This window comes from Nocardia pneumoniae NBRC 100136, assembly GCF_000308755.1.
Taxonomy (GTDB): domain Bacteria; phylum Actinomycetota; class Actinomycetes; order Mycobacteriales; family Mycobacteriaceae; genus Nocardia; species Nocardia pneumoniae.
This window is the reverse complement of sequence record NZ_BAGF01000025.1, coordinates 42968-67497: the sequence shown is the minus strand read 5'-3', so window position 1 is coordinate 67497 and position 24530 is coordinate 42968. Positions and strand designations below refer to the sequence as shown.

Here is a 24530-nt window from a genome sequence, read left to right as displayed (position 1 = left end):
CTATTCATCCTGGTCGGTGGCCCTGCCGTCGACGAATCGACACCCGGTGGTGACAGTGACCGCTCCCGACGACCCCGCCGAGAACGCGCTCTCGGCGACCGACCTCGCGATCTTGGACGCGGCCCGCGCCTGCGTGCAGGAGTTCGGCGTGCGCCGCACCACGCTCACCGAGGTGGCGCGGCGGGCGGGGGTCAGCAGGCCGACCGTCTACCGCCGCTGGCCGGATACCGGCGCGCTGGTGGCCGAGCTGCTGGTGCGTGAGCTGCGCGGCATCGTCGCGGCGACCATGCCGTCCGCGGGCAGCGCCCGCGCCAGGCTGGTCGAAGGCGTGGTCGCGGGCGCGGCCACGGTCCGCTCGAATCCGTTGTTCGGCAAGATCTTTCGCACCGACACCGACCTCATGCTCACGTACGTGTTCGGTCGGCTGGGCCGAAACCAGCGCGCGCTGATCGAGCTGTTCGCGGCGGGTATCCGAGAAGGCCAGCAGGACGGCTCTATTCGTGACGGCGACCCGGAACGGATGGCCACGATGCTGCTGCTGATCGCCCAGTCCGCGGTGCAGTCGGCGGGCACCGTCGCGCCGCTGCTGGCGGGTGAACACCTCGACACCGAGCTCCGGCGCGCGATCGACGGGTATCTCGACGACCGGAATCAGCCGCGATGACGGCGCCCCGCTGGATCGGAAAGGCATTGGCATGAACACGAATCCGCCGTACACCGGAGACTCCGCGTTGAACGCCGCCCGCCGCGCCGCGGACCTGTCCCGGCTCGGCGACGGCGCCGAGATCGACGTGCTGGTGATCGGCGGCGGCGTCACCGGCACGGGCGCGGCGCTGGACGCGGCCACCCGCGGACTGCGGACCGTGCTGGTGGAACGCCACGACCTGGCCTTCGGCACCAGCCGCTGGAGTTCCAAGCTGGTGCACGGCGGGCTGCGCTACCTGGCCAGTGGCCGGGTCGGCATCGCGCACGAGAGCGCGGTGGAACGCGGCATCCTCATGCGCACCACGGCGCCACACCTGGTGCGCCCGCTGCCCCAGCTGGTGCCGCTGCTGCCCGAGATCGGCGCGGCACAGGCCGCGCTGGTCCGTGCCGGTTTTCTTGCGGGTGACCTGCTGCGGCGCGGCGCGGGAACCCCTGCCGCGATCCTGCCCCGCTCCCGGCGCGTCGCCGCCGCGGAGGCGTCGCGGCTGGCGCCGACCGTCCGCCGCGCGGGGCTGCGCGGCGGTTTGCAGGCTTGGGACGGACAGCTGGTCGACGACGCGCGCTTGGTCGTGGCCCTTGCGCGCACCGCGGCCGCACACGGCGCGCGGGTCATCACGTATACCGAAGCCCTCGACGTGACCGGTGATTCGGCGACTCTGCGCGACACCCGGACCGGCGAGACCCTCGCCGTGCGGCCACGCACCGTGGTGAACGCCACCGGCGTCTGGGCCGACCAGGTCGATCCGAGCATCCGGCTGCGCCCGAGCCGGGGCACCCACCTGGTGTTCTCCGCGGCGTCCTTCGGCGGCCTCACCGCCGCGCTGACCGTACCGGTGCCCGGCAGCACCAGCCGTTTCGTCTTCGCGTTCCCCGCCGCGCACGGCCGGGTCTACCTCGGTCTCACCGACGAGGACGCGCCGGGCCCGGTGCCCGACGAGCCGAAGCCCACCGACGCCGAGATCGACTTCCTGCTCGACACCATCAACCCCGCCCTGCGGGAGCCCCTGACACGCACCGACATTCGCGGCTCCTACGCGGGCCTGCGTCCGCTGTTGCAGACCGCCGACGACAACACGGCCGACATCTCACGCAAGCACGCGGTCCTCCGCTCGCCCTCCGGCGTCATCACGATCGTCGGCGGCAAACTCACCACCTACCGGAAGATGGCCGAAGACGTCATCGACGCGGCCGTCGAACACGGCGGCCTCACCGCAGGACCATGCCGCACCCGGCAGCTTCCCCTGGTCGGCGCGGTCTCCGGAGCGGCCCGCGACCGCATCGACGCCCCGCCCGTGCTGATCGACCGCTACGGCGGCGAGGCGACCACCGTGCTGGCGGCAGCCCGCCATGATCCAGCGCTCGCCGAGCCGGTCGCCCCCGGAATCGATGTACTCGCCGCCGAATTCGCGTTCGCGGTCTCCCACGAGGGCGCGCTCGACGCCGACGATCTACTTGACCGGCGCACACGCATCGGACTGGTCGCCGAGGACCGGACGGCCGCCGCCCCAGCCGCCGCGGCCGCACTCGCCGCCATCAGCTAGGGCTGTGCGGGGTCGGCAGCGTCGGAGTAACGCCATTGCGGTCCCGCGGTACCGCCGAGTCATCCAGGCCGAGCACTTCATCGGCCCAGGCCAGGTCTTCTTCGCTGACGCCCGCCTCGGCGGCGATCTGGTCGGCGATCTCGCGGGCAGTGGTCCAGTCGGGTTCTCCGCTCCGCGGGCGGGTCAGTCGATCGCCCATGCGGACAACTCCACTCGCATGCATGCACGCGGCCAGCGGTCGAGGCCGTGGGCGCGTTCGGCGGCGCGCAGAGCGCGCAGGCCGGGTGTCTCCTCGTCCGCGGACAGGTAGCGGAAGCCGAGCCGCTCGTAATACGGGCCGTTCCAGACGACCTCCGTGAACGTCGTCAACGTCAACGCGGGGAGGCCGTCGTCCGCGGCCCAGCGTGCGGCTCGGTCGATGAGGCGCTTGCCGATGCGCCGACCGGCGTAATCGGGGTGCACCGAAACCTGGTCGATGTGCGCGTTCGCGTCGACCACCCCGACGATCAGGTAGCCGATCGGCGCATAGTCCTCGGCCCAGACCCAGGCGCGTCCGGCCTCCTGGAACCCGCGCAGCGTTTCCAGCGAGGGAGGTTCGTCATCGGCCACCGCCGTCATGCCGATCTCCGCGAACGGTTTTCCCGCCGCTCGCTCGATGTCCTGAAGCGCGGGGAGGTCACGGGGCGTCGCGGATCGAATCACCGGGTCAGTGTGAACCGGCGGGCCTGGCGAGGGCCAGCGAATTAGTCGGCCCGGGTGGCGAGGATGCCGTTGAGCAGCACCCGGACCGCCCATGCCGCGCGGGCGTCGCCGTCGCCGGACAGCATGGTGTCGCGCAGGGACACGAGGGTCGGGTACCGGTCGGCGGGCAGCTCGGCGAAGTGCCGCTCGACGTCGGCGAGGTAGTCGCGTTCGGTGCGGCCGCTGGTGTCGTGCACGCTCTGCTCGGCGGCCGCCGCGGTGACGTGCAGGTACAGCAGGTCCACCGCCCAGGACGCGGTGCGGTCGTCCAGTCCCGCCTCGGCGAGCGACCGGAGCATCAGTTCCAGCAGACGCAGCGCGTTCGGGCTGGTCGGGATCGTGCCGAGCGCGACGAGCGCCAGCCCTTCGTGCCTGCTCATCGCGGTCACCGCGGCGTCGGCCAGCTCGGTGAGCCGCTCACGCCAGCTTCCACCGACCGGCTCGGGAACCGTGCCGAGGACATGGTCGAGCATGGCGGCCATGAGATCGTCGCGGTTGGCGACGTAGACGTAGAGCGACGCCGCTCCGGTGTCCAGGTCCTGAGCGACCCGGCGCATGGTGAGCGCCGCCGCACCGTCCCGGTCCAGGATGCGCAGGCCGGTCTCGACGATCACCTCGCGACTGAGCGGGGCTTTGGCCGGGCGAGCCCTTCGGCTGACTCCTGCCGCGCTCATACCTTCGCCTCGCTGCCGCGCGGCTCCGGAATGACTGTTTCGATCGTTCGCTCACTCATTGCGCCCGAGCATAACCGCAGACGAACGCCGTTTGACACGATCAGCGTTCGTGCCATCTGCCCGGCGAATCTCGGACCGGGGTACTCGCCAGGTGACCGCGTGCCGCGATGACCGGGTTCGGCTAACGCGGGGTCCAGCATTCGCCGTTTTCGATGAGTGCACGGCCCGCTGTTCCGCTCAGCTTCGGTCGCACCGCACCTTCCGGGATGCCGAGACAGGCGAGCGCCGCGGTCGGCACGATCCAGTCGTAGCCCTGGGTGAGATCGCCCGCGGTCATTTCGAACGGTTTTCCTCCGGGCGCGCTGATGGTCATCGATTCCCGGCCGGTTTCGGCGATGTAGTCGAGCCGGTAGGTCCACCGGCAGTGCCCTTCGGTGATCCTCGTGGTGAACGCGATCGTGTTCTTCTCCCCTTTCGGGAGGGTGATGCGCTTGTCGGCGAAAAAGTTCAGGACATCGACGCGCTCACCCTTGTCATCGACACCGGTCCGGTCGAACACCGGGTGCTCGCTCGCCACATCGGTAACCAGAACGAGCTTGTCCGTATCTCCTTCGAGATGTTCGTCCATGAAGCCATACCCTGAAACCAAGGGATCGCCACATGGTTCGACGAGCACCGGTACGATATCCACGATCTCCACAGCGCTGGTCCGGTTGGCCAGCAGTGTCACTTCCCAGGTCATGGAAGACACCGCGACGGCACCGTGTTCACGCATCCACACCACGCCCGGCTCGTTCGTCACCGGCCGAGTGAGATAGGGCGTCGGGTCGACGCCCGCGGGCAGCAGCCAATTGCTCGCCGGATCATCGACCTCGGTCATATCGACGACTTTGATATCCGTGCCGACCTTTTCGAATTGGCTGGTGAGCCAACTCTCGATCTGATCATTCAGAAAAGCAACGACAGCGCCGCCCGCCACGAAGATTGTGAACAGCAAGGCGAGTACACGTTTCCACCATGGTTTGCTTTCTGTGGACGGCGGAGGCGAGGCAGGCGGCTCTTCTTCGGGTTGCGGTCGCTGTCGAGGAGGGGTATGGCGCAGAGGCTTCACGCGCCGCGGTTTTATGCCTGGGCGCGGATTCGGCTGCTGCGGAGTCATGGTGTTGGAATGATCGAAGTCCCCATGCACCGGAAGTCTACGAGACCTGCGCCATTGGGCGCAGCCCATCAGATTTGGGGGATGTAGCCAATTACCCTACCCCCCAATCTGTCCGAGCAAAGGTGCCGCGCGATGGCTCAGCGACCAGTACCAGCCTATGTGGAGCGCCGTGAGCTTCGGCCCTTGCTGCTCGGCCAGCTCTGCCGACCGCCGTCCACCGCGGTCGCCGAGCGAGGCGGCCGTGCATCGTCCAGCACCGCCGCTCGCCCCACGCGGTCCCGACCCGCCGCCAACGGGTTGTGCGGCAGAACGTTCGCCGCCCGTCTGCACACTGCCGAATGACACCACGACGAGTCGCCCTGATGGCACGATTCCGCGCACCCCACCCGTATGAGTTGCCACCTCGGCGTCCACGAAAGTCACCGGCAGCGGCATCAGGGTGTGAGGTTTGCTGCGCCGATCAGCATCGACACCGACCGTGCCGAAATCGGGAGCGCCGACAGCCGCGCACGCAAAAGAGGGGCAGTGTCTTCTTTGCGCCGCGAAGTCGCGACAACGCCAGTGGTGACATGCCGAATCCCGCCAGATCAGTGATGCGGGTCATAGTTCACGTTGACCCGCATGACCCGGACAGGGGTGCGGCCGAAACCACAATGGCCAGTTCACAGCGGTCACCGCACCGGATTGGACCGGTGACCGGAAGGCAGCTGGCAGCTGGGAATTCGACCAGCGGATGGCCCTGATGGACCGGCTCAGCACCCGCCCGGCGAGGCTTCGAGTCTCCGGTTCGGCTCACACCGACGTTCTATGCTGGCTCAGGTATGCCGGTAGTGCGCCGGGAAGGAGGGCGCGGGTGCGCAGTAAACCGTCCACCGTGGGTATCGCACCGGGCGACGGCCTGGTCGCCCACTTCGGTGCGGTCGTCGCCTATGTGGGCGGCGAGACCGCTTCTACGGACCGAATACTCGGCACCATAGAGGCCGTTGCCGATGTGGAGTATCCCGGCGCGGCGCTGGCCAAACGCCTCGCCGCGGTGATCTTCGGCGGCACGGCGCAGACGCCGCCGTTCGGTGTGGTCACGCCGACCGACGACGGAACCCTGATCCTGTTGCGCGGACCGGTCACCGCCGAGATCCACAGCGCGGAAGGCCTCCGTCGCCTGGACGGCGGGCGCGCGTTCACCTGGGTGGACGAGATCGTCCGCGAACCGGTGCGCCGCATCACGATCGGTTCCAGCACCGGCGAGCCGCTGACCGCGCTGCCGCGCACCGATCTGCGGACGGGCGTGGTCCCCGGCGGCGGGTTCGTCTGGAACGCCGCGGTGCGCCGCACTGGAAAGGCCACCGAGTCGCGCCCATCCGACTCCGCCGGGCGGTCCACGAAGGCGGGCCGCTCCGCGCAGGCCGAGCCGGAGCCCACGGCGGCGGCCGGATTCGGCGCGATGCCCGAACCGACCGGCGCGTCCGACACCGTCGCACCGGTTCCCCCGGTTGTCCGGCCGACCGAATCGGCGCGCCCACTGGCCAAACCGCGCCCACCCCGGCCCGCCGCGGACCGCCCGCTGGCTTGGTCGCAGTTGCAGCCCGCGACGCAACACCCGCGCGAGCCCGTCGCCCTGCGCAAGGCAGCCGAGAACGGCGGAACCCGCGTCCTGCGTCCCGCTGCCCTCGCGAGCGAAACCGCCCCCGGCGCACTGATCACCGAAGACGGCACGGCCTACCCGCTGGACCGCCCCTACGTCATCGGGCGCGGCCCGCAGGTGGACGAATCGGTGCGCGCCGCGACCGCCGCACCCCTCGTCATCCAGCGCGACCGCCACGTCTCCCGCGTCCACGCCTACGTCTCCGTCGACAGCGGCAAGGTCTACGTCCGCGACGCCCCCGCCACCTCGGGCACCTTCATCGCCGCCCCCGACACCGACCAATGGACCCGCATCACCACCTCCCCCACCGAACTCCCACCCGGCTGGCGCGTCCGCATCAGCGAACGAATCCTCACCTATCGCGGCGACGAGTAGTACCCGGGCACGGCCGATATCGCGAAGGCACGACACCACTCCTGACCGACGCCAGCGCAGCAACGACCGCGCGTCAACCGTTGGTCACCTCTGAATATCGGCCGCACGTTCGGCGACATACTCCGTGTATGGCGTCGCGAGCGGCCATAGCCGTTGCTTTGCGTTCCGGCAGTACTCGACTATCCGGGCATCGGTTGTGAGCGCGGTTGCGCCCACCGCACGGCCGTTCTCGTCTACCAGGTTGAAGAAGACTCGAGCGTCATCGAGGAGCCAGAAGTCATCCGATGGCACCTGATCGGCACTGACGAACTGCCGGGGCAAGTACCGGATGTCTTCCCCAGCTTCAGCATTGAGCGCGGTCAAAGCCAGCAACCAACGCTGGTAGTCGGTGTGCGGAACTGTGACAACCCGGACGCGGGTCACGGCCACGCCCCGACCTGTAGTTTCCCTCACTAGCTGCCCCCAGGGCTCGAACCAGCTGTTGTCGTCTGGCTCTCCATCGAGGAAGCGACGAAGAGGCTCCGACTCGTTCGGCACGGCGTAGGTATCACGAACTTCCAGGTGGAAGGCTTCCTGCTGGCAGGATCGGAACAGATCAGGCCACGGATTCTCCCGAAGCAGTCGCACCGTAGAGCGTCCCTTCTCGCTGTTTTCATGGTGAACTCGGATTGCCTCGCGTTGACTACGGACGCCGCCGGTCGACCGCCGCCCTGATCAAATCCCTGGCTTTGTCGCCGGTAACCGATTGTCTTGCAAGGACGTCGAAGGCACGGCCGTAGAGGGCGATCTCTCGGGGTTGGGTGATGGTTATCTCGGCTGTGTGCCCTTCGACCTTGACCATTCGCTTGTCGAACATAGTAAAGTTTTCCAGGACTACCTGGGCATTCGCCATCAGCGGAACTATCCCCAGCGTCACACGGGGCATACCGATAATCGAATGCAGCCGGTCGAGTTGGCCGATCATCACGTCGTCACTGCCTACGGTTGTGTACAGGGAGCGTTCACTGATGATGAAATGGAACCGGTGATCGCGCTGATACAAGACCTGTTGGCGTTCCATCCGCTTGGACACGCCCGCGTCGATGTCGTTGGGCAACTGGTAGAACTCGATGACGCTACGTAGTTTGGCTTCCGCATAGTCGGCAGTCTGTAACAGGCCTGGGATGATCTGGGGATCGTAGTTCCGGATGACCTTTGCTTCGGCTTCGAGCTTCGCGTACAGCTGTTGTCCGCGTTTGACGCCCGCACCGAGCAAACGTCGGTACTCCAGGTATGCCGCGTCGATGTTATGAAGCGTAGCCAGTAGGTCGGCCAGTTGTTCGTTCGCATCACAGTGGCGGCAATACGCACGGATGTCGCCGCTCGATGGTTGGTTCTTCCCATGCTCGATTCGGGAAACCTTGGACTCGTGCCAACCCGCGAGGGCGGCAAGCTCTCGGCCGCTCACCCCGGCATCGCGTCTCATTTCGCGAAGCCGTTGACCGAGAGCCTCCCGCGCTTCCTGTACTGAACTCGTCACCGACGGACGTTGGCCGCCGAAGTGTATTCGGTGTAGGGAGTCGCCACAGTCCAGAGCCGTTCTTTCACGCTGCGGCAGTAGGCGGCGATGCCGGGATCGGTAGTCACTGCCGCACCGGCTGGCTTGCCCGCCTCGTCAACGAGGTTGAACGCTACTCGCTTGCCATCGAACAACCACCAGTCGTCCCAGGGCACCTCTCCGGCGAGATGCCTTGGTACGTAGCGGATGTCTTCACCAGCTTCGACACTGCTACCGGTCACCGAGAGCAACCAGCGCTGATAGTCAGAATGCGGGACCGTGACAACGCGGATGCGGCTCATGGTCACACCCCGCCCGGCCAATGCCGCAATGAGGTCGAGCCAATCACTTTTGTCGTAGCCACCGAGCGGCTCCGGCTCACCATTGAGGAACCGCCGGAGCGGTTCGGACTCCTCCGGTACTGCGTAGGAATCCCGCACTTCTAGATGAAACGCTGACGTTCGAGCTTCATCGAACAGCTCCATCCACCGATCATTCGACCGAAATTCCACCGTAGTAGTTCCTCTCAGCCTTCGGCACTTCGATGGCTTCCTCGTCATCTTCCAAGGTCAGCTGGTTCAGCGTTTCACGATCGGTGATCGGCCGACCCGTCAACCTGAACGTACCCCGGCCCGTGTCAGTCATCAGCGTCCCGATGAAGGTGCCCGGCTCCGCGAAGCCGGTCAACAGGTGCGGTATCTCCACCGTGCCGAGGTGGCCGGTCCGCCAACCCTGGGCGACGTAACTACCGTGGTCGGTGGCATACAACGCCGGGCACCCCGTCTTGTCGGAGCCACCCTTGCCCAGAAACCGTAAATACATGCTCTTGCCCCCAATCCAGTAACTAGTAACTACTTGCATCCACACAGCCCATGATCCATGGCGGATGCGCTCATAGCGAGCTGTTCAGAGATTGTGCGCAAGTTTCCACAAGTTCGTAGATCGACAGGATTTCGGCTCCATAACCTCTGGGGCCAGGCGCTCGGGGCCGGTGGGTAGACCCGGCTCCGGGCCGCCAGCCAACGACTACGAGCGAGGTGGCGTATGAGACCACGGCCAACGGCGATCGGGTACCTGCGCCGAGATGTCTCCGGTGTGTCCCAGACCTGGGACGAGATCCAAATCCGCAGCCTCGCAAAACGACTCGGGTACGAACTGGCGAAGACGGTGGTTTTCGGCCCCAAGACCGATTGCCCGTTGAGCCGCCTCCTGAACGTGGTCCGGCGGATCGATGTCGATGCCGTGATCGTCCCCAATTCGCGGCACTTCGGCGCGGACGTTCCTGCCGAGCTGGTGAAAGTCGTCGACGTGATCACGGTCCAGCCCGAGAACACCTACGCCCGATGGGCATCCGGTTGCACCGATGGCCGGATGTTCTCGCCAGCTGAATTCGATTTCTGGTTCAAGACCCTCGGTCGTTGATGCTTTGTCGGCCAATTCAGCCGCCTACGCGGCAATGTGTAGATACAGCAGGTCAAGCCCGCGTGCGTTGCGACCGCCCCGTCCGACTTCGCGCGCGACGAAGAATCACGCACTAGCGCAACCATTCTGGCCTTCTGAGAACCTGGCGGCGATCAGCAGACTTGCTATGCCGCAATGTTCACGTGCACATGCCCACCGAAGGCTTGCGCAATCTTTTCCAGGGTGGTGAGTGTCGGTACCACATCCCCAGCCTCCAGGCGCGAGATCGCGTGCTGCTTCAGCCCGGAACGTGCGGCTAGCTCGATTTGGGTCCAACCCCTGGCTTCTCGCTCTTCTCGCACCATCTTCCCCACCCGGTAGGCAATCTCAGCATTGCGGTACGCCTGCTGGTATTCGGGGGTTGCTCGTTGTTCAGCGGTACGACGGTCGAATTCCTCTTGCGTGATCATCGGAACGTAGGTCTCCTTTCTACAGCGTGATGATGTGCTGGTAAGTCCTGTCATGCTCCGTTTCGCAGACCTTCCGCACCTGCTTTGCCCGCTCCACCTCGCCGGATTCCCGCTGCCGCTGTTTTGTGAATGCAGTGAGCATGATGATCACCTGCCCGCCCGGGAACCAGTAGGTAATGCGCGCTTGTTGACTGGTGGAGAGAACGAACCTCAGTTCGCGCACTCCATCGCCAAGGAAGCGGCTGTACGGTTCCCCGAGTCGCGGACCGAGTTCGGCGAGGAGTCCAGCGCGATGGTCTGCCGCCGCACGGCTGGCGGGGTCCAGGCGGTACAGAAACTCGACTACCTCAGGTTCCGCGAGGATCTCGTACAGCACCCGCCAACAATATCACACAGATGTGATATTCGGTGCTCGTGCTGCCCCGTGCGCACACTCGGACATGTGTGATGGAGCTCCGCCCCGGCCCCCGGCCCGCACGGACCGGGAGCACAATGGCGGCATGCATCGAAACGGGCCGAGCCGGGACATCGACGAGTCCGAGGTGACCGTGACGCCGCCCAAGGGGCAGGCCGCGGGGGTCACCGCGGTGGCGGTGGCGTTGAAGCGCTCGGTCGAGGAGATGGGTGTCATCCGGACCGCCCGGACTCTCGCACGGGTCAATCAGGTGCACGGCTTCGACTGCCCCGGCTGCGCCTGGCCGGAGCCCAGCGGTCATCGCAGACCTGCGGAGTTCTGCGAGAACGGCGCCAAGGCGGTCGCGGAAGAGGCCACGCTCCGCACGGTGACTCCCGAGTTCTTCGCCACGCACTCGATCGCGGACCTGAGCGACAAGTCGGGGTATTGGCTGGGGCAGCAGGGCCGGTTGACCAATCCGATGGTGCTGCGACCCGGCGACACCCACTATTCGCCGATCGCCTGGGAGGACGCCTACCGGTTGATCGCGGACACCCTGCGCGGTCTGGATTCACCCGACGAGGCCGTCTTCTACACCTCCGGCCGCACCAGCAACGAGACCGCGTTCCTCTACCAGCTGCTGGTGCGCAGCTTCGGCACCAACAACCTGCCGGACTGCTCGAACATGTGTCACGAGTCCTCCGGCGCCGCGCTGTCGAGTTCGATCGGGATCGGCAAGGGCTCGGTCTCCATCGATGACTTCGAAAAAGCGGACCTGATCATCGTCGCGGGCCAGAACCCGGGCACCAACCATCCGCGCATGCTCAGCGCACTGGCGGGCGCGAAGGCCACAGGCGCCCGGATCATCGCGGTGAACCCGCTGCCGGAGACCGGGCTGCTCGGCTTCCGCGATCCGCAGACGGTCAAGGGTCTCACCACCGGCGTGCCGATCGCCGACGACTTCTTGCAGATCCGGCTCGGCGGGGATATGGCGCTGTTCCAGGCGCTCGGCCGCCTGCTGCTGGAAGCCGAGGACCGGGCGCCGGGAACGGTGGTCGACCGCGAGTTCGTCGACGCCCACTGCGCTGGCTACGCCGAATACGAAAAGCACGTCCGCGCGGTCGATTTCCACACCGCCCTGGCGGCGACCGGCCTGAGCAGGGCGGAACTGGAGCACACCGCTGACCTGTTCGCGCGATCGAAGCACATCATCATCTGCTGGGCGATGGGCCTCACCCAGCAGACCCATGCCGTGGCGACGATCGAGGAGGCCACGAACCTGCTGCTCCTGCGCGGAATGATCGGCAAACCGGGCGCGGGCGTGTGCCCGGTGCGCGGCCACTCGAACGTCCAAGGCGATCGCACCATGGGCATCTGGGAGAAGATGCCCGCCACCTTCCTCGACGCCCTCGACGCCGAGTTCGGCATCACCAGCCCTCGTGAGCACGGCCTCGACACGGTCGCGGCCATCCGCGCCATGCGCGACGGTCGCGCGAAAGTCTTCGTCGGCATGGGCGGCAACTTCGTGGCCGCCACCCCCGACACCGCGGTGACCGAGGCCGCGCTGCGCGGCTGCGCGCTCACCGTGCAGATCTCCACCAAACTCAACCGCAGTCACGTCGTGCACGGCCGCACCGCGCTGATCCTGCCCACCCTCGGCCGCACCGACCTCGACCTGGCCCCGGACGGCGCCAAACAGCAAGTGTCGGTGGAGGATTCGATGTCGATGGTGCATCTGTCCACCGGACGGCTGAAGCCGGTCAGCGACCAACTCCGCAGCGAGGTCGCGATCGTCTGCGAACTCGCGCGAGCGTTGTTGGGCGCGGACCATCCGGTGCCGTGGGCGCGATTCGCTCAGGACTACGACGCCATCCGCGACGCCATCTCCCGTGTGGTGCCCGGCTGCGCGGATTACAACACCAAGGTCCGGCAGCGCAACGGATTCCAGCTCCCACATCCGCCGCGCGATGCCCGCGAATTCCGCACCGCCACCGGCAAGGCCAACTTCGCCGTCAACGAGCTCACCTGGCTGCCGGTGCCGGAGGGCAGGCTGATCCTGCAGACGCTGCGCAGCCACGACCAGTACAACACCACCATCTACGGGCTCGACGACCGTTACCGCGGCGTGCACGGCGGACGCAAAGTGGTGCTCGTGCACCCCGAGGACATCACCGCGTTCGGCTTCGCCGACGGCGACCTGGTCGACGTGGTCTCCGAGTGGACCGACGGCACCGAACGCCGCGTCGAAGGCTTCCGCCTGGTCTCCTACCCCACCCCGCGCGGCAACGCCGCCGCCTACTACCCCGAGACCAACCCCTTGGTCCCGCTGGACCACGTCGCGGCGCGATCGAATACGCCCGTCGCCAAAGCGGTCACCGTCCGCTTCGAGCCGAGTTCCTCATGAGCCGGGTCACCGCCCGCCGCCGGATGCGCCGCATCTCACCCACCGGAGAAATCCAGCGTCCGGACACCCTCGCGGTCGAAGAACCCCTGGAGATCCGCATCGACGGACACTCGCTGACCGTCACCATGCGCACGCCGGGCAACGACATCGACCTGGTGCACGGATTCCTGCTGAGCGAAGCCATGATCGGTTCCGCCGACGACATCGTCGCCGCCCGCTACTGCGCTGGCACCGACGACCAGGGACACAACACCTACAACGTCCTGGACGTCACCCTGCGCACACCGGTCCCGGTGCCCACCCGCGCCTTCCCGACCACCGGCGCGTGCGGCCTGTGCGGCAAGACCGCCCTGGACGACGTGCGCACCCGCACCCGGTTCCCGCTGCCGAATGACGGCCCAGCGGTGGACACACGCGTGCTGGCCGCCATGCCCGACAGCCTTCGGGACCGCCAATCCGTGTTCGACGCCACCGGCGGACTGCACGCCGCGGGGCTGTTCACCGCCGACGGCACCGCGCTCGCGGTCCGCGAGGACATCGGCAGGCACAACGCCGTGGACAAGGTGATCGGCTGGGCGCTGCGGGAAAACCGCGTTCCCGCACACGATCTGGTGCTGATCGTGAGCGGGCGCGCCTCGTTCGAACTGGTCCAGAAGGCCGTCATGGCCGGTATCCCGATGCTCGGCGCGGTCTCGGCGCCGAGTTCGCTGGCGGTCGACCTCGCCGCCGACGCCGGACTCACCCTGGTCGGCTTCCTGCGCGGCGACACCATGAACGTCTACAGCGCCCCCGAACGGATCCGCGCCGAACCAGGCACAACCTCCCTCTTGGCCTGACTCACTATTGCCTGTGACGGATCGTCCGACTTACCGTGACTGCACACAGTCGGAACGGGTTCGGCCAGAACGGAGCAGCCGATGCGGATCTCGCTCGAGGGGAACTCCGAGGGCCTGCGGGTACGGATGCGGTTCGAGCAGTACCGCCGCCGCCTGCTGGTCACCCGGATCGTCCTGGCGATCTTGGCCGTGCAGGGCGCGATCGTCGGGCTGTGGGCCACCATGGCGCCGCACTCCTGGTACACCAGCTTTCCCGGCTTCGGCGTCCGGTGGGTAGCTGCCGACGGCCCCTTCAACCATCATCTGACCGGCGACGTGGGGGCATTCTTCCTGGCGCTGACCGCCGTCACGATCGCCGCGCTGGTCGTCAACGGCACCACGGCGGCCCGCATGGCGGGCGTCGGCTGGCTGACCTTCGCCATCCCGCATTTCCTCTACCACGCCCTGCACAAGCCCGCCGAGATGGGCGCGGGCAGCTTCACGGCCAGCCTGATCGCGGCGTTCCTGCTCATCGTCGGCGGGCTGGTCTGTGTCTTCGTTCCGCCGCGCGGCGATCTCCCGCTGTCGGACCCGCAGCCGATCACCCTGCGCTTCCCGCGCCGCCGTCCGCGCGCGTCCCGCTGACCGAGGCACTGCCCTGTCCGGGACGCCCGTGCGCGATCACCACGGGCGTGATCCGGTGCGTCCGCGGACGCCAGGTCGCCGCACGTCTCCCGCTGGTCAGTCCTTCAGCGCCTCGAGCAGCGCGGCACGCTGACGCGCGCCGAGGCCGCCGATGCGGCGATCTTCCGGGATCTCCGCCTGGTCCATCAGCTTCGCGGCTTTCACCGGGCCGACGCCGGGCAGGGCCTTGATCACGGCGGCCACCTTGGTCTTCTTGACCAGCTCGTCGGTGTCGGCCTTCTTGAGCAGGTCGGCGACGGAAACCTTGCCCGCCTTCACCTTGCCGATCAGTTCGGAGCGTGCCTTGCGGACCGCAGCCGCCTTGGCCAACGCCTCGGTGCGCTGCTCTGCGGTCATGGTAGGCAGTGCCATGTCTCCTCCGCTTCCACTCGTCACTCGAACCTCTGGTTGACCGGACCGAGTAAACATCACGGCACCGGGCGCACAAGCTCGACACACCGGGGCACGAGCAGCGGAAATAGCGATGAGTTTCCCTGGTCCACGCCGTCGGAACGGGTAACCGGCCCGCGCCCAGCGGGCGAAACGGACGAAAGGAACCCCGCGTCATGGAGTTGTCCCTCACCCAGTTCGTCACCGTCGACGGCGTCTGCCAGGCGCCCGGTGGGCCGCAGGAGGACACCAGCGGCGGATTCCCCCACGGCGGGTGGTCGGTGCCGTTCGGCGACGCGGATTTCGGCGCGTTCGTCGACGAGGTGTTCGAGCGGGCCGACGCGTTCCTGCTCGGGCGGCGCACCTACGAGATCTTCGCGGGTTACTGGCCGAAGGTCACCGATCCGGACAACCCGATCGCCGCGAAGCTCAACACGCTGCCGAAGTACGTCGCGTCCTCGACGCTGGAGCGCGCCGACTGGGCGGGCACGCAGCTCCTGCGCGGCGACCTGGTCGCCGAGGTGACCGCGCTGAAGCAGCGTCCCGGCCGCGAACTCCAGGTGCACGGCAGCGGCAACCTCGCCCACACCCTGCTGGCGAACGGCCTGGTCGACACCCTGAATCTGTACACCTTCCCGGTGCTGCTCGGCACCGGCAAACGGCTGTTCACCAGCGATGTCCAGCCCGCCGGACTCCGGCTCACCGACCACCGCCTGACCGGCAGCGGCGTGGTGATCAGCACCTACCGCAACGCAGGCGCGCCGCAGTACGGGGACTACACCGACGAAGTACCCGCGGCTACCCAGTAACACCGGCGCCCTCTCCTCCGACACAGTCAGCAGCGATGCCTAGCGCGGGTCGAGGTTCAACGGCGAACCAGAGGGGGATCAACGGCGATCCCCCGATACCCGGCTCGGTCGGCCCCGCCGATAGCCACCGTCGCCCGGCGGGAACGCGACAACCGAACAACGCTCTCCGGCCTGGCGTGCCAGCATGGCCGGATGAAGCCGAGCACTCCCTCGCCCGCGGCGCTGTGGCTGTGGGCCGGGCAGGCGATCTATCGCGGACCTTCCCTGCGCCTCGATGCCCATTCGACCGCCGTGGACTGCCTGGCCGTCGGCGTGGACGCCCCGTTCACCCTGGAGGTCGACGGAGTCGCGCGGACCGCGCGCAGCGCGCTGATCCCACCGCGCCGAACGCACCGGCTGATCGCGGGCGGCGACCAGATGATGTTCTGCTACCTCGATCCGGGATCAGTTCGAGCACGCGCATGCCGTGATCGGATGACACTGTGGGACGACGATTTCGGACTGCATCACCGGGACGAGGCCGCCTTGGCGGAGGCAGCGGCCCACGACCGGCCCGACGCGCGGTCGCTGGCGGATCTCGTCGGCTCGGCACCGCGTCCATCCCTGGACCCGCGCGTCGCGGCGGCGATGGCGACTCTGCTGGCGCATCCGGCCACCGAGTTCACCGCCGAACGGTTCGCCGCGGCGGCGCACCTGTCGGAGTCCCGATTCCGGCACCTGTTCGCGGCGCAGGCGGGGACCTCGTTCCGCCGCTACCGCCTCTGGGCCAGGATGCTGGCCGTCGGCCGGGCGATCGCCAAGGGCGAGAATCTCACCGTCGCGTCGATCGACGCAGGGTTCGCCAGCTCCTCCCATTTCAGCGACGCTTTCCACACGTTGTTCGGGCTGTCGGCCACGGCTCTCCTCGCCACCGGCGTCCAGGTCGTCGTACTCGATGACGCCCGAGGGATCGAACCGGCGACTCCAGCTTGCTAGGCTGGAAATTGGAACGCGTTTCACGTGGGCGGGGTCACACCATGACCCCATCACATCCCGGGACGGTCTCTCGTCCGAGAAGTAGGAACCATTTCCGCTGATCGAAGGAGATCGACATGGGCGCCACTCGCATCGCCGCCGTTACCCCGCAGCAGGCCGGACCGGTGACCAAGCTGCTGTACCGGGTGGCCAAGCGCCGTTTCCGGGAAGTGCCGGAGCCGTTCGCCGTCGCCGCCAACCATCCCAAGCTGCTCGTGGCGAACGCCGTGCACGAGACGATGGTCGACAAGGCCAGCAAGGTCCTGCCCGCCGTCATCCGCGAGATCGCGGTCTACCGCACGGCGTGGACGATCGGCTGCTCGTGGTGCGTCGACTTCGGTGCCATGCTCATGCGCCTCGGCGAGCTGGACACCGAACGGCTGGAACACATCGCCGACTACGCCACCTCACCGCTGTATTCCGACGACGAGCGCGCCGCCATCGCCTACGCCGACGCGATGACCGCGACACCGACCTCGGTCACCGACGAGCAGGTCGCCGATCTCGAGCGGCGCTTCGGCCGCGCCGGCGTCGTGGAGCTCACCTATCACATCGCGTTGGAGAACTCACGCGCCCGGTCCTACTCGGCGCTCGGCATCACGGCGCAGGGCTTCAGCACCGATTCCTGCCGGGTGCCCTGGGCGTGACGGTCCGGCGCTGCTGGTAAGTCCCTGGCCGACCAGGAGTTTCAGCGCCGCGGTCGCTGCCGACTGTCGCTGCGGCCGGGAATGGACTATGAATAGGAGGTGTTGACGACGCTGGTCCCGGTCGGCGAGCGCTACCCTGTCGCGTTCGGTGACCGGTAGGCCGAGTCGGCGTCTTCGGTTTCTCGAGTTCCCCTCCGCTCAACCGTTTGGAGCCGCATGCTCGACGAACATCCCCTGGACGACGACGTCGTGCGGCTCGCGCGGCGGGTCGAGAAAGCCAGGGGCCGTCTCGCCTACCAGTTCGACCCTGCGCTGACCGGCGCGCTGTCGGAAGACGAGCTGCGCGCCGAACGCGAACTGGCCGAACGGATCCGGACCCAGGACCGGGAACAGCGCTGGAAGCAGGCCGAGTCGGCCGCCGCGGCTTCGGACCGGGCCCGGCACACCACCGAGGCCATCGAGAAGGCCGAGGTCAAGGATCTTCTGTTGGCGCGCAAGGCGATTGCCGCGCAGCGGCGCGCGTCCAGTCCGCACGCCAGGCTGGCGTCGCTGTACCGGCACCGGTCGTGGTCGCTCGGCGCGCTGGCGGGTGTGGTCGCCGCGGGGATGCTGTGGTCGGCGGTCAACGTCCAGCACAACATCGCGCCCGGCGGGCCGACCGATCCGCTGTACTGGTTCAGCTATCTGCTGGAGGCGATGATCAGCGTGTCGCTGATCATCATCATGATCGGCACGAACAAGGTCACCGAGTGGGGCGTGCTGGACAACCGCAGCCAGGTCGCGGCGGCCGAGGTCTCCTTGCTCGCGCTCACCGTCGGCTTGAACACCTACCCGTATGTGAGTGCGGGCCGGTGGTTCGACGCGGCGGTACACGGGGTCGCGCCGGTGATGATCGGCGTCGCGCTGCTCATCCACGATGCCGCCAGCGCACGCTACGGCCGGGCGATCGGCATCGCCACCGAGGAGATCCGCAGCCTCCCCGATCCCACCGGGCTGGAGCCGCTGCCGGAATCCGCAACGGACGTGCTCGTCGGCTCGGACGCCGACCTGCCGGTGGCGGTGGGAGCCGTACCGAACGACGACCGATTGGTTCCCAGCTCGCACCGATAGCAGCCCCTTCCGCACGGGGGCCGGCGGTCCTGCCCGGCAGCGTGCGTTTACGACGGACGAACTCGGCACCGCGCAATACGTACGTCGCGGCGGAAGCGACACCGGGGTGCTCGGGATGCAGCGAGGCCAGCCGCTGGGTGTGGCGCGCCAGCCAGCATCTCCAACGGCGGGAGGCAGCGGACGCGCGGAACATCCGCTCGCCCGGCGGAGTGAGCCGGTCACGTCCGCCACGGCACCCGCCGCTGGGCATGGCACGCCAGGCAGCATCTCCAACGGCGGAGGCGGCGGACGCGCGAAGCGTCCGCTCGTCCGGCGGAGTGAGCCGGTCACGTCCGCCGCGGCACCACAAGCTCAGTACGGATACCGCCGTTCGACCGCGTCTTTGGCCTCTTTGAGCCCCGACCCGGTGAGCTCCCGGTAGCGCTTGATCGCGTGAATCTTCTTGCCCTGCGCCAGGAGTGCGTCGATCTCGGCCATTCCGTCACCGCTCGGCACGTGCGGTGACGAGCCGAGCGGTGTGGCGGCCTGCTGAATGCCGAGATGGTTCATGATCAGGTCGAGCTTGTCGTGCAACGCGTCGACCTTGCGCTCCAAACGCCGATGGGCAAACATGCCTCGATCGTAGTGACCGGCACGGACCTCAGGCGGCGTCCAGCACGGCATGGGCGAGACTCGTCATGGTCTCGAAAGACGCGATATCGGCGGCGACCTCGAGCAACCGGTTCACGCACCGCGGCCCGGTGACCAACCGTAGGTGGCGGTCGGCGTTGTCGAGCCGGGATCGTGCCTCGAGCAGCACGCGCAGCCCGGCGACGCCGAAGAACGTGACTTTGGATAGATCGACGACCACCAGCGGCGCCGCCGTGCTCAGCGCCTCGATCATTCGGCGGCGGAACACGTCGGCGGTGTAGTGGTCGACCTCACCCGCGACGGCGCACAGCGTGACCTCGTCGCTCGGGGCGGTGACGGAAATCTGCAGCCGGTCGGCCGGATGGTCGGCTTTGCGGGCGTCGGTGACCAGAAAGGGAGGAGGGGCAAAACCTGTCGACATGAGGACCTCGGTCCAGTCGTCCGCGGCGATCTCGAGAACGACGCCAGCGGTAACGATTCGCTCCGGACGACACACCCGCCGGAACTAGGCTGTTTGCTCAACCCTCACACAGGAGTACCCAACCGGTTCGGCCGCTACACCCGGAGTTATGCCGACTTCTCCCGGCGCTCCGGCCGCTGCGCCTTGCGCGGGACGATGGTGGGCAGCACGTTGTCGTTGACGGTGTCGGCGTTGACGACCACCTTGGCCACGTCGTCGCGGCTGGGGATGTCGTACATCGCGGGCTGCAGGACTTCCTCCATGATCGCCCGCAGACCACGCGCACCGGTGCCGCGCAGGATGGCCTGGTCGGCGACGGCCTCCAGCGCGTCGTCGGTGAACTCGAGGTCGACCCCGTCCATCTCGAACAACCGGACGTACTGCTTGACCAGCGCGTTCTTCGGCTCGGAAAGGATCTTGACCAGCGACTCCTTGTCCAGGTTGGTCACCGAGGCGACCACCGGCAGACGGCCGATGAACTCGGGGATCAGACCGAACTTGATCAGGTCCTCCGGCATGACCTCGGCGAAGTGGTCGGTAGTGTCGATCTCGGCCTTGGACCTGACCTCGGCGCCGAAGCCGATGCCCCGGTGGCCGGTGCGGTCGGAGATGATCTTCTCCAGGCCCGCGAACGCGCCCGCCACGATGAACAGCACGTTGGTGGTGTCGATCTGGATGAACTCCTGGTGCGGGTGCTTGCGCCCGCCCTGCGGCGGCACGCTCGCCTGGGTGCCCTCCAGGATCTTCAGCAGCGCCTGCTGCACGCCCTCGCCGGACACGTCGCGGGTGATCGACGGGTTCTCGCTCTTGCGTGCGATCTTGTCGACCTCGTCGATGTAGATGATGCCGGTCTCGGCGCGCTTCACGTCGTAGTCCGCCGCCTGGATCAGCTTCAGCAGGATGTTCTCCACGTCCTCGCCGACGTACCCGGCCTCGGTGAGCGCGGTGGCGTCGGCGATGGCGAACGGCACGTTCAGCATCTTCGCCAGCGTTTGCGCCAGATAGGTCTTGCCGCAGCCGGTGGGACCGAGCATGAGGATGTTCGACTTGGCCAGCTCGACGGTCTCGCCGCGGCTGTCGCGACCCTTGTCACCGGCCTGGATGCGCTTGTAATGGTTGTAGACGGCCACCGCGAGGGTGCGCTTGGCGGTGTCCTGCCCGATGACGTAGTTCTCCAGGAATTCCCGGATCTCCGCGGGCTTGGGCAGCTCGTCGAGCTTGACCTCGCTGGATTCGGCGAGTTCCTCCTCGATGATCTCGTTGCAGAGATCGATGCACTCGTCGCAGATGTACACCCCTGGTCCCGCAATGAGCTTCTTGACCTGCTTCTGGCTCTTTCCACAGAACGAGCACTTCAGCAGATCGCCGCCATCTCCGATGCGCGCCATCTCGTGGGTCCCTACTTCCTTGTCCGCGTGCAACCGTCCGTCCAGGTTGCCAGCTGTCCACCGCTTTCGCAGCCGCAAACGCATCGACTGTTTCGGAGCTGGTGGACAGTGTCGGCAACCGGGAGCAAAGGTCCCTAGGTTGACCGTACCCGGTGTGCGGGATGGAGGTCGACAACTCGCGCATGTTTCTCGCGGGTTGTGTGCCGATGGCCACCGAGACCTCCGACCGACCGCCGCGCGACGCCCGATTTCGGACGAAATCGTCCGAATCGCCGGCGACGCGGAAGCGGTCCGGCCGGGCAGCATGCCCCTGACATACTTTCCCGGCCGGAATTCCCTGTTGTAAAGCGATATTCGAGCGAATCACCGCCGGGCTCGGCGATTCGCCCCGTCGTGCCGGGTCTACCCGAAAACGACGGGCATGCGCGTCACTTCTGCGCGCTGAGCTTCCGGTAATCGAACACGGTATCGATGATCCCGTACTCCTTGGCCTCCTCGGCCGTCAGGATCTTGTCGCGGTCGGTGTCCTTGCGGATGGTGTCGGCGTCCTTGCCGGTGTGCCGCGCCAGCGTGGTCTCCATCAGGCGGCGCATGCGCTCGATCTCGGCGGCCTGGATCTCCAGGTCCGACACCTGACCCTGGATCCCGCCCTCCAGCGACGGCTGGTGGATCAGCACCCGGGCGTTGGGCAGGCAGGCGCGCTTGCCGGGGGTACCGGCGGCCAGCAGCACGGCCGCGGCGGAGGCGGCCTGGCCCAGGCAGACCGTGGCGACGTCGGCGCGCACGTACTGCATGGTGTCGTAGATGGCCATCAGCGAGGTGAACGAGCCGCCCGGCGAGTTGATGTACATGGTGATGTCGCGGTCGGGGTCCAGCGACTCCAGCACCAGCAGCTGCGCCATGATGTCGTTCGCCGAGGCGTCGTCCACCTGCACGCCGAGGAAGATGATGCGCTCCTCGAACAACTTGTTGTACGGGTTGGACTCCTTGACGCCGAAGCTCGAGTGCTCGATGAACGACGGCAGGATGTAGCGCGCCTGCGGGCTCTGCGGAGCGATGCCGGACAGGCCGGCGCGCGGGTCGATCGAATGGGCCATCTTCGTCTCCAAAGTCGGTGTGGCGGCCGGACGTTCGAGGCGTCCGGGGGCCTATGGGTGATCCGGTGCGTTACTTCTTGGCGCCGTTGGCCTGGTTCGCGTGGCTGATCACGTGGTCGATGAAGCCGTACTCCAGGGCTTCGGCCGCGGTGAACCAGCGGTCCCGGTCGGCGTCGGTGGTGACCTGCTCCACGGATTTGCCGGTGTGCAGCGCCTGCAGCTCGTTCAGCTCCCGCTTCGTGTGCGCGAACTGCTCGGCCATGATCGCGATGTCGGCCGCCGAACCGCCGATGCCCGCCGACGGCTGGTGCATCATGATCCGCGCGTGCGGCAGCGCGTAGCGCTTGCCCTTGGTGCCCGCGGTGAGCAGGAACTGCCCCATCGACGCGGCCAGGCCCATGCCGTAGGTGGCGATGTCGCACTCGGCGAACTGCATCGTGTCGTAGATGGCCATGCCCGCGGTCACCGAACCGCCCGGCGAGTTGATGTAGAGCGAGATGTCCTTGGTGGGATCCTCGGCCGACAGCAACAGGATCTGCGCGCACAGCTTGTTCGCGATGTCGTCGTCGACCTGGGTGCCCAGGAAGATGATGCGCTCACGCAGCAGGCGCTCGTACACCGAATCACTGAGGTTGAGACCAGCAGTCGCGGTTGTCATGACCCCTGCCTGGTTGATTGTCACGGATACCTGCCTTCTCTCACCGGCTCGTCGCCGGTTGCCACGTAGCCATCCCTTGTCGAATCGACTGCATTCGCTGGAATACAACCTATTCGACTTGCCGTCACAAAACACTAACGAAGCAGGGCGGCACCGAACTCCCGGTACCGCCCTTTCTTCGCTCACAGCGCAATCAGTGCACCCCTCGGGCGCCGATCGCACGGGTAGTCCATGGAATTATTCGGCGTCCGCCGCGGACGTCTCGTCGGCCTTGTCCTCGTCCGCCGAATCCGCCGGAGCGCCGAACATTTCGGCGGTGTCCACCGGGTTGCCCGCAGAGTCTGTGACGGTGACCTTGCCGACCACCCCGGCCAGCGCCTTGCCGCGGCGCACGTCGGCGAACACCGCGCCGAGCTGGCCCGCCTGCTGCACCTGCTGGATGAACTGCTCCGGCGACATGCCGTAGCGCTGCGCCTGGAACAGGATGCGCTCGGTGAGCTCCTCCTGACCGACCTGGGTGCCCTCCGCCTCGGCGATCGCGTCGAGCAGCAGCTGGGTCTTCACCGACTTCTCGGCGGCCTCCTTGGTGTCGGCGTCGAACTCCTCGCGGGTGCTGCCCTGCGCCTCGAGCGCCTCGGCGAACTTCGCCTCGTCGTGGTCGAAGCCGTGCACGGCGTCGTGGGTCACGGCGTCGATCTCGGCCTTGACCACGGCCTCCGGCAGCGGCACCTCGACCTGCTCCAGCAGGGTCTCCAGCACCTTGTCGCGGATCTCGCCCGCCTGCTGCACCTTCTTGACCCGCTCGACGCGGCCGCGCAGGTCGGCCTTGAGCTCATCGAGGGTGTCGAATTCGCTGGCCAGCTGGGCGAACTCGTCGTCGGCCTCGGGCAGCTCGCGCTCCTTGACCGACTGCACCGTCACCGTGATGACCGCGTCCTTGCCCGCGTGCTCGCCGGCGACCAGCTTCGAGGTGAACTCCTTCGACTCGCCCGCCGACAGCCCGACCAGCGCCTCGTCCAGGCCCTCGATGAGCTGGCCGGAGCCGACCTCGTGGGACAGGCCGGTGGTGGCGGCCTCGGGCACCTCTTCGCCGTCCACGGTCGCGGACAGGTCGATCGAGACGAAGTCGCCCTCGCGCACCGGGCGCTCGACGCCGGTCAGCGTGCCGAAGCGCTGGCGCAGCGACTGCAGCTGCTCCTCGATGTCCTCGTCACCGACGCTGATCGCGTCGACGGTGACCGCGATGCCGGAGTAGTCCGGCAGGGTGATCTCCGGACGCACGTCCACCTCGGCGGTGAAGGCGAGCTCCTGGCCGTCTTCGATCTTGGTGATCTCGATCTCGGGCTGCCCGATGACCTTCACCTCGGAGGTGGTGACGGCCTCGCTGTAGCGGCCCGGCAGCGCGTCGTTGACGACCTGCTCCAGGATCGCGCCACGGCCGAGGCGGGCCTCGAGCAGCTTCGCGGGCGCCTTACCGGGACGGAAGCCGGGGATGCGGACCTGCTTGGCCAATGCCTTGTACGCGCGGTCGAAATCCGGCTTCAGCTCCTCGAAGGGCACCTCGACATTGATCCGGACCCGGGTCGGGCTCAGCTGCTCGACGGTGCTCTTCACGGACATGCTCCTTGTTCGTTGTTCGTACTGGTCGACGTTCGCTGTGCGCGCTCCACCCCAGGCACCACCACCGCCACCGGCGCCGATCCGAACCGGGCTCCCGGCCTCGGCCGAGACGACGAGGGATGCGGTGTGCGCGACGCATCCCGACCAGGTTAGTTGACCGGCCGA

General features: G+C 67.4%; 28 protein-coding genes. 11 read left to right on the top strand and 17 right to left on the bottom strand.

Translation table 11 applies throughout. The features are described from left to right. The first annotated feature begins 55 nt into the window (after positions 1 to 55). Both ON34_RS06840 and ON34_RS06835 read left to right on the top strand, forming a co-directional pair. Positions 56 to 664, top strand: a complete 609-nt coding sequence (locus ON34_RS06840) for a TetR/AcrR family transcriptional regulator (protein WP_040775740.1) — start codon at positions 56 to 58, stop codon at positions 662 to 664. A 31-nt stretch (positions 665 to 695) separates the two neighbouring features. After that, positions 696 to 2246, top strand: a complete 1551-nt coding sequence (locus ON34_RS06835) for a glycerol-3-phosphate dehydrogenase/oxidase (RefSeq protein WP_040775738.1) — start codon at positions 696 to 698, stop codon at positions 2244 to 2246. On the opposite strand, the gene ON34_RS06830 is transcribed toward ON34_RS06835, so the two are convergent. The 4 genes from ON34_RS06830 to ON34_RS06815 form a co-directional block, all read right to left on the bottom strand. Then, positions 2239 to 2445: a hypothetical protein gene (locus tag ON34_RS06830; protein ID WP_040775735.1), complete on the bottom strand. Its 207-nt coding sequence runs from the start codon at positions 2443 to 2445 to the stop codon at positions 2239 to 2241. The two genes, ON34_RS06835 and ON34_RS06830, sit on opposite strands and share 8 nt — an antisense overlap. Continuing rightward, complete coding sequence (locus ON34_RS06825) at positions 2430 to 2948, bottom strand: GNAT family N-acetyltransferase (protein ID WP_040775732.1); 519 nt, start codon at positions 2946 to 2948, stop codon at positions 2430 to 2432. Before ON34_RS06825 ends, ON34_RS06830 begins: the two co-directional genes overlap by 16 nt. Before the next feature lie 41 nt (positions 2949 to 2989). Continuing rightward, the gene (locus ON34_RS06820) at positions 2990 to 3661 is read right to left on the bottom strand and encodes a TetR/AcrR family transcriptional regulator (RefSeq protein WP_040775729.1); all 672 of its coding nucleotides are present in this window, start codon (positions 3659 to 3661) and stop codon (positions 2990 to 2992) included. 181 nt (positions 3662 to 3842) lie between these two features. After that, positions 3843 to 4820 (bottom strand): hypothetical protein, encoded by a 978-nt coding sequence (locus tag ON34_RS06815; protein ID WP_157172196.1) that lies wholly within the window; start codon positions 4818 to 4820, stop codon positions 3843 to 3845. Positions 4821 to 5673: 853 nt separating this feature from the next. On the opposite strand from ON34_RS06815, the gene ON34_RS06810 reads away from it, so the two are divergent. Continuing rightward, complete coding sequence (locus tag ON34_RS06810; RefSeq protein ID WP_157172195.1) at positions 5674 to 6837, top strand: FHA domain-containing protein; 1164 nt, start codon at positions 5674 to 5676, stop codon at positions 6835 to 6837. 84 nt (positions 6838 to 6921) lie between these two features. Here ON34_RS06810 and ON34_RS38465 read toward each other — a convergent pair whose 3' ends face one another. From ON34_RS38465 to ON34_RS06790, 4 genes are read right to left on the bottom strand one after another with little or no spacing between them, the layout of a single operon-like run. Further along, entirely contained in the window at positions 6922 to 7464 is a 543-nt protein-coding gene (locus ON34_RS38465) for a DUF6879 family protein (protein WP_040775718.1), read from the bottom strand. A gap of 55 nt (positions 7465 to 7519) precedes the next feature. Then, positions 7520 to 8356, bottom strand: a complete 837-nt coding sequence (locus tag ON34_RS06800) for a helix-turn-helix domain-containing protein (protein ID WP_040775714.1) — start codon at positions 8354 to 8356, stop codon at positions 7520 to 7522. Next, the gene (locus tag ON34_RS06795; RefSeq protein ID WP_040775712.1) at positions 8353 to 8859 is read right to left on the bottom strand and encodes a DUF6879 family protein; all 507 of its coding nucleotides are present in this window, start codon (positions 8857 to 8859) and stop codon (positions 8353 to 8355) included. The genes ON34_RS06800 and ON34_RS06795 overlap by 4 nt, the downstream gene beginning before the upstream one ends. A gap of 7 nt (positions 8860 to 8866) precedes the next feature. After that, positions 8867 to 9235 (bottom strand): hypothetical protein, encoded by a 369-nt coding sequence (locus ON34_RS06790; RefSeq protein WP_245547916.1) that lies wholly within the window; start codon positions 9233 to 9235, stop codon positions 8867 to 8869. Positions 9236 to 9418: 183 nt separating this feature from the next. Between ON34_RS06790 and ON34_RS06785 the strand changes: the two genes are divergently transcribed. Next, the gene (locus ON34_RS06785) at positions 9419 to 9796 is read left to right on the top strand and encodes a hypothetical protein (RefSeq protein WP_051022214.1); all 378 of its coding nucleotides are present in this window, start codon (positions 9419 to 9421) and stop codon (positions 9794 to 9796) included. 164 nt (positions 9797 to 9960) lie between these two features. Here the strand turns inward: ON34_RS06785 and ON34_RS06780 are convergent, their stop codons facing one another. Further along, the gene (locus ON34_RS06780; protein ID WP_040775708.1) at positions 9961 to 10245 is read right to left on the bottom strand and encodes a helix-turn-helix domain-containing protein; all 285 of its coding nucleotides are present in this window, start codon (positions 10243 to 10245) and stop codon (positions 9961 to 9963) included. A gap of 19 nt (positions 10246 to 10264) precedes the next feature. Next, positions 10265 to 10621 (bottom strand): type II toxin-antitoxin system RelE/ParE family toxin, encoded by a 357-nt coding sequence (locus ON34_RS06775; protein ID WP_040775707.1) that lies wholly within the window; start codon positions 10619 to 10621, stop codon positions 10265 to 10267. Between the two features lie 124 nt (positions 10622 to 10745). On the opposite strand from ON34_RS06775, the gene ON34_RS06770 reads away from it, so the two are divergent. From ON34_RS06770 to ON34_RS33375, 3 genes are all read left to right on the top strand, one after another. Beyond that, positions 10746 to 13043 carry an FdhF/YdeP family oxidoreductase gene (locus tag ON34_RS06770; protein WP_040775704.1) on the top strand — a complete coding sequence of 766 codons (2298 nt, stop codon included), beginning with the start codon at positions 10746 to 10748 and terminating at the stop codon, positions 13041 to 13043. Then, the gene (gene fdhD, locus ON34_RS06765) at positions 13040 to 13879 is read left to right on the top strand and encodes a formate dehydrogenase accessory sulfurtransferase FdhD (RefSeq protein WP_040775702.1); all 840 of its coding nucleotides are present in this window, start codon (positions 13040 to 13042) and stop codon (positions 13877 to 13879) included. The genes ON34_RS06770 and fdhD overlap by 4 nt, the downstream gene beginning before the upstream one ends. A gap of 81 nt (positions 13880 to 13960) precedes the next feature. Continuing rightward, positions 13961 to 14503: a hypothetical protein gene (locus tag ON34_RS33375; protein ID WP_051022213.1), complete on the top strand. Its 543-nt coding sequence runs from the start codon at positions 13961 to 13963 to the stop codon at positions 14501 to 14503. A gap of 96 nt (positions 14504 to 14599) precedes the next feature. On the opposite strand, the gene mihF is transcribed toward ON34_RS33375, so the two are convergent. Beyond that, a complete protein-coding gene (mihF, locus tag ON34_RS06755; RefSeq protein WP_040775700.1) occupies positions 14600 to 14914 on the bottom strand; it encodes an integration host factor, actinobacterial type in 315 nt (104 codons plus the stop codon). 194 nt (positions 14915 to 15108) lie between these two features. Here mihF and ON34_RS06750 point away from each other — a divergent pair, with 194 nt between their 5' ends. The 4 genes from ON34_RS06750 to ON34_RS06735 all read left to right on the top strand — a co-directional run bounded on the left by ON34_RS06750 (position 15109) and on the right by ON34_RS06735 (position 18512). After that, positions 15109 to 15741 carry a dihydrofolate reductase family protein gene (locus tag ON34_RS06750; protein WP_040775699.1) on the top strand — a complete coding sequence of 211 codons (633 nt, stop codon included), beginning with the start codon at positions 15109 to 15111 and terminating at the stop codon, positions 15739 to 15741. Positions 15742 to 15933: 192 nt separating this feature from the next. Continuing rightward, positions 15934 to 16716 (top strand): AraC family transcriptional regulator, encoded by a 783-nt coding sequence (locus ON34_RS06745; protein ID WP_040775696.1) that lies wholly within the window; start codon positions 15934 to 15936, stop codon positions 16714 to 16716. Between the two features lie 116 nt (positions 16717 to 16832). Then, positions 16833 to 17402, top strand: coding sequence for a carboxymuconolactone decarboxylase family protein (locus ON34_RS06740; RefSeq protein ID WP_040775694.1), 570 nt, complete (start codon positions 16833 to 16835; stop codon positions 17400 to 17402). Between the two features lie 216 nt (positions 17403 to 17618). Beyond that, positions 17619 to 18512 carry a flagellar assembly protein FliX gene (locus ON34_RS06735; protein WP_245547912.1) on the top strand — a complete coding sequence of 298 codons (894 nt, stop codon included), beginning with the start codon at positions 17619 to 17621 and terminating at the stop codon, positions 18510 to 18512. A 351-nt stretch (positions 18513 to 18863) separates the two neighbouring features. Here the strand turns inward: ON34_RS06735 and ON34_RS06730 are convergent, their stop codons facing one another. From ON34_RS06730 to tig, 6 genes are all read right to left on the bottom strand, one after another. Next, positions 18864 to 19124, bottom strand: coding sequence for a ribosomal protein bL12 (locus tag ON34_RS06730; protein ID WP_040775691.1), 261 nt, complete (start codon positions 19122 to 19124; stop codon positions 18864 to 18866). Between the two features lie 28 nt (positions 19125 to 19152). After that, entirely contained in the window at positions 19153 to 19563 is a 411-nt protein-coding gene (locus ON34_RS06725) for an STAS domain-containing protein (protein WP_051022215.1), read from the bottom strand. Positions 19564 to 19709: 146 nt separating this feature from the next. Then, positions 19710 to 20990, bottom strand: coding sequence for an ATP-dependent Clp protease ATP-binding subunit ClpX (clpX, locus tag ON34_RS06720; RefSeq protein ID WP_040775773.1), 1281 nt, complete (start codon positions 20988 to 20990; stop codon positions 19710 to 19712). 428 nt (positions 20991 to 21418) lie between these two features. Then, positions 21419 to 22048 carry an ATP-dependent Clp protease proteolytic subunit gene (locus ON34_RS06715; RefSeq protein WP_040775770.1) on the bottom strand — a complete coding sequence of 210 codons (630 nt, stop codon included), beginning with the start codon at positions 22046 to 22048 and terminating at the stop codon, positions 21419 to 21421. Between the two features lie 109 nt (positions 22049 to 22157). Further along, positions 22158 to 22745 (bottom strand): ATP-dependent Clp protease proteolytic subunit, encoded by a 588-nt coding sequence (locus ON34_RS06710; RefSeq protein WP_040775689.1) that lies wholly within the window; start codon positions 22743 to 22745, stop codon positions 22158 to 22160. Between the two features lie 237 nt (positions 22746 to 22982). Then, on the bottom strand, positions 22983 to 24359 hold the full coding sequence (gene tig / locus ON34_RS06705; RefSeq protein WP_040775767.1) for a trigger factor: 1377 nt from the start codon (positions 24357 to 24359) through the stop codon (positions 22983 to 22985). Positions 24360 to 24530: the final 171 nt, after the last annotated feature.

What these genes read in the sequence shown, in the direction of transcription:
- ON34_RS06835 (WP_040775738.1), top strand. Translation starts at nt 696, where the DNA reads ATGAACACGAATCCGCCGTACACCGGAGACTCCGCGTTGAACGCCGCC.
- ON34_RS06830 (WP_040775735.1), bottom strand. Translation starts at nt 2,445, where the DNA reads ATGGGCGATCGACTGACCCGCCCGCGGAGCGGAGAACCCGACTGGACC.
- ON34_RS06820 (WP_040775729.1), bottom strand. Translation starts at nt 3,661, where the DNA reads ATGAGCGCGGCAGGAGTCAGCCGAAGGGCTCGCCCGGCCAAAGCCCCG.
- ON34_RS06815 (WP_157172196.1), bottom strand. Translation starts at nt 4,820, where the DNA reads ATGACTCCGCAGCAGCCGAATCCGCGCCCAGGCATAAAACCGCGGCGC.
- ON34_RS06795 (WP_040775712.1), bottom strand. Translation starts at nt 8,859, where the DNA reads ATGGAGCTGTTCGATGAAGCTCGAACGTCAGCGTTTCATCTAGAAGTG.
- ON34_RS06790 (WP_245547916.1), bottom strand. Translation starts at nt 9,235, where the DNA reads ATGCAAGTAGTTACTAGTTACTGGATTGGGGGCAAGAGCATGTATTTA.
- ON34_RS06785 (WP_051022214.1), top strand. Translation starts at nt 9,419, where the DNA reads ATGAGACCACGGCCAACGGCGATCGGGTACCTGCGCCGAGATGTCTCC.
- ON34_RS06780 (WP_040775708.1), bottom strand. Translation starts at nt 10,245, where the DNA reads ATGATCACGCAAGAGGAATTCGACCGTCGTACCGCTGAACAACGAGCA.
- ON34_RS06770 (WP_040775704.1), top strand. Translation starts at nt 10,746, where the DNA reads ATGCATCGAAACGGGCCGAGCCGGGACATCGACGAGTCCGAGGTGACC.
- fdhD (WP_040775702.1), top strand. Translation starts at nt 13,040, where the DNA reads ATGAGCCGGGTCACCGCCCGCCGCCGGATGCGCCGCATCTCACCCACC.
- ON34_RS33375 (WP_051022213.1), top strand. Translation starts at nt 13,961, where the DNA reads ATGCGGATCTCGCTCGAGGGGAACTCCGAGGGCCTGCGGGTACGGATG.
- mihF (WP_040775700.1), bottom strand. Translation starts at nt 14,914, where the DNA reads ATGGCACTGCCTACCATGACCGCAGAGCAGCGCACCGAGGCGTTGGCC.
- ON34_RS06750 (WP_040775699.1), top strand. Translation starts at nt 15,109, where the DNA reads ATGGAGTTGTCCCTCACCCAGTTCGTCACCGTCGACGGCGTCTGCCAG.
- ON34_RS06745 (WP_040775696.1), top strand. Translation starts at nt 15,934, where the DNA reads ATGAAGCCGAGCACTCCCTCGCCCGCGGCGCTGTGGCTGTGGGCCGGG.
- ON34_RS06740 (WP_040775694.1), top strand. Translation starts at nt 16,833, where the DNA reads ATGGGCGCCACTCGCATCGCCGCCGTTACCCCGCAGCAGGCCGGACCG.
- ON34_RS06735 (WP_245547912.1), top strand. Translation starts at nt 17,619, where the DNA reads ATGCTCGACGAACATCCCCTGGACGACGACGTCGTGCGGCTCGCGCGG.
- ON34_RS06730 (WP_040775691.1), bottom strand. Translation starts at nt 19,124, where the DNA reads ATGTTTGCCCATCGGCGTTTGGAGCGCAAGGTCGACGCGTTGCACGAC.
- ON34_RS06725 (WP_051022215.1), bottom strand. Translation starts at nt 19,563, where the DNA reads ATGTCGACAGGTTTTGCCCCTCCTCCCTTTCTGGTCACCGACGCCCGC.
- clpX (WP_040775773.1), bottom strand. Translation starts at nt 20,990, where the DNA reads ATGGCGCGCATCGGAGATGGCGGCGATCTGCTGAAGTGCTCGTTCTGT.
- ON34_RS06710 (WP_040775689.1), bottom strand. Translation starts at nt 22,745, where the DNA reads ATGACAACCGCGACTGCTGGTCTCAACCTCAGTGATTCGGTGTACGAG.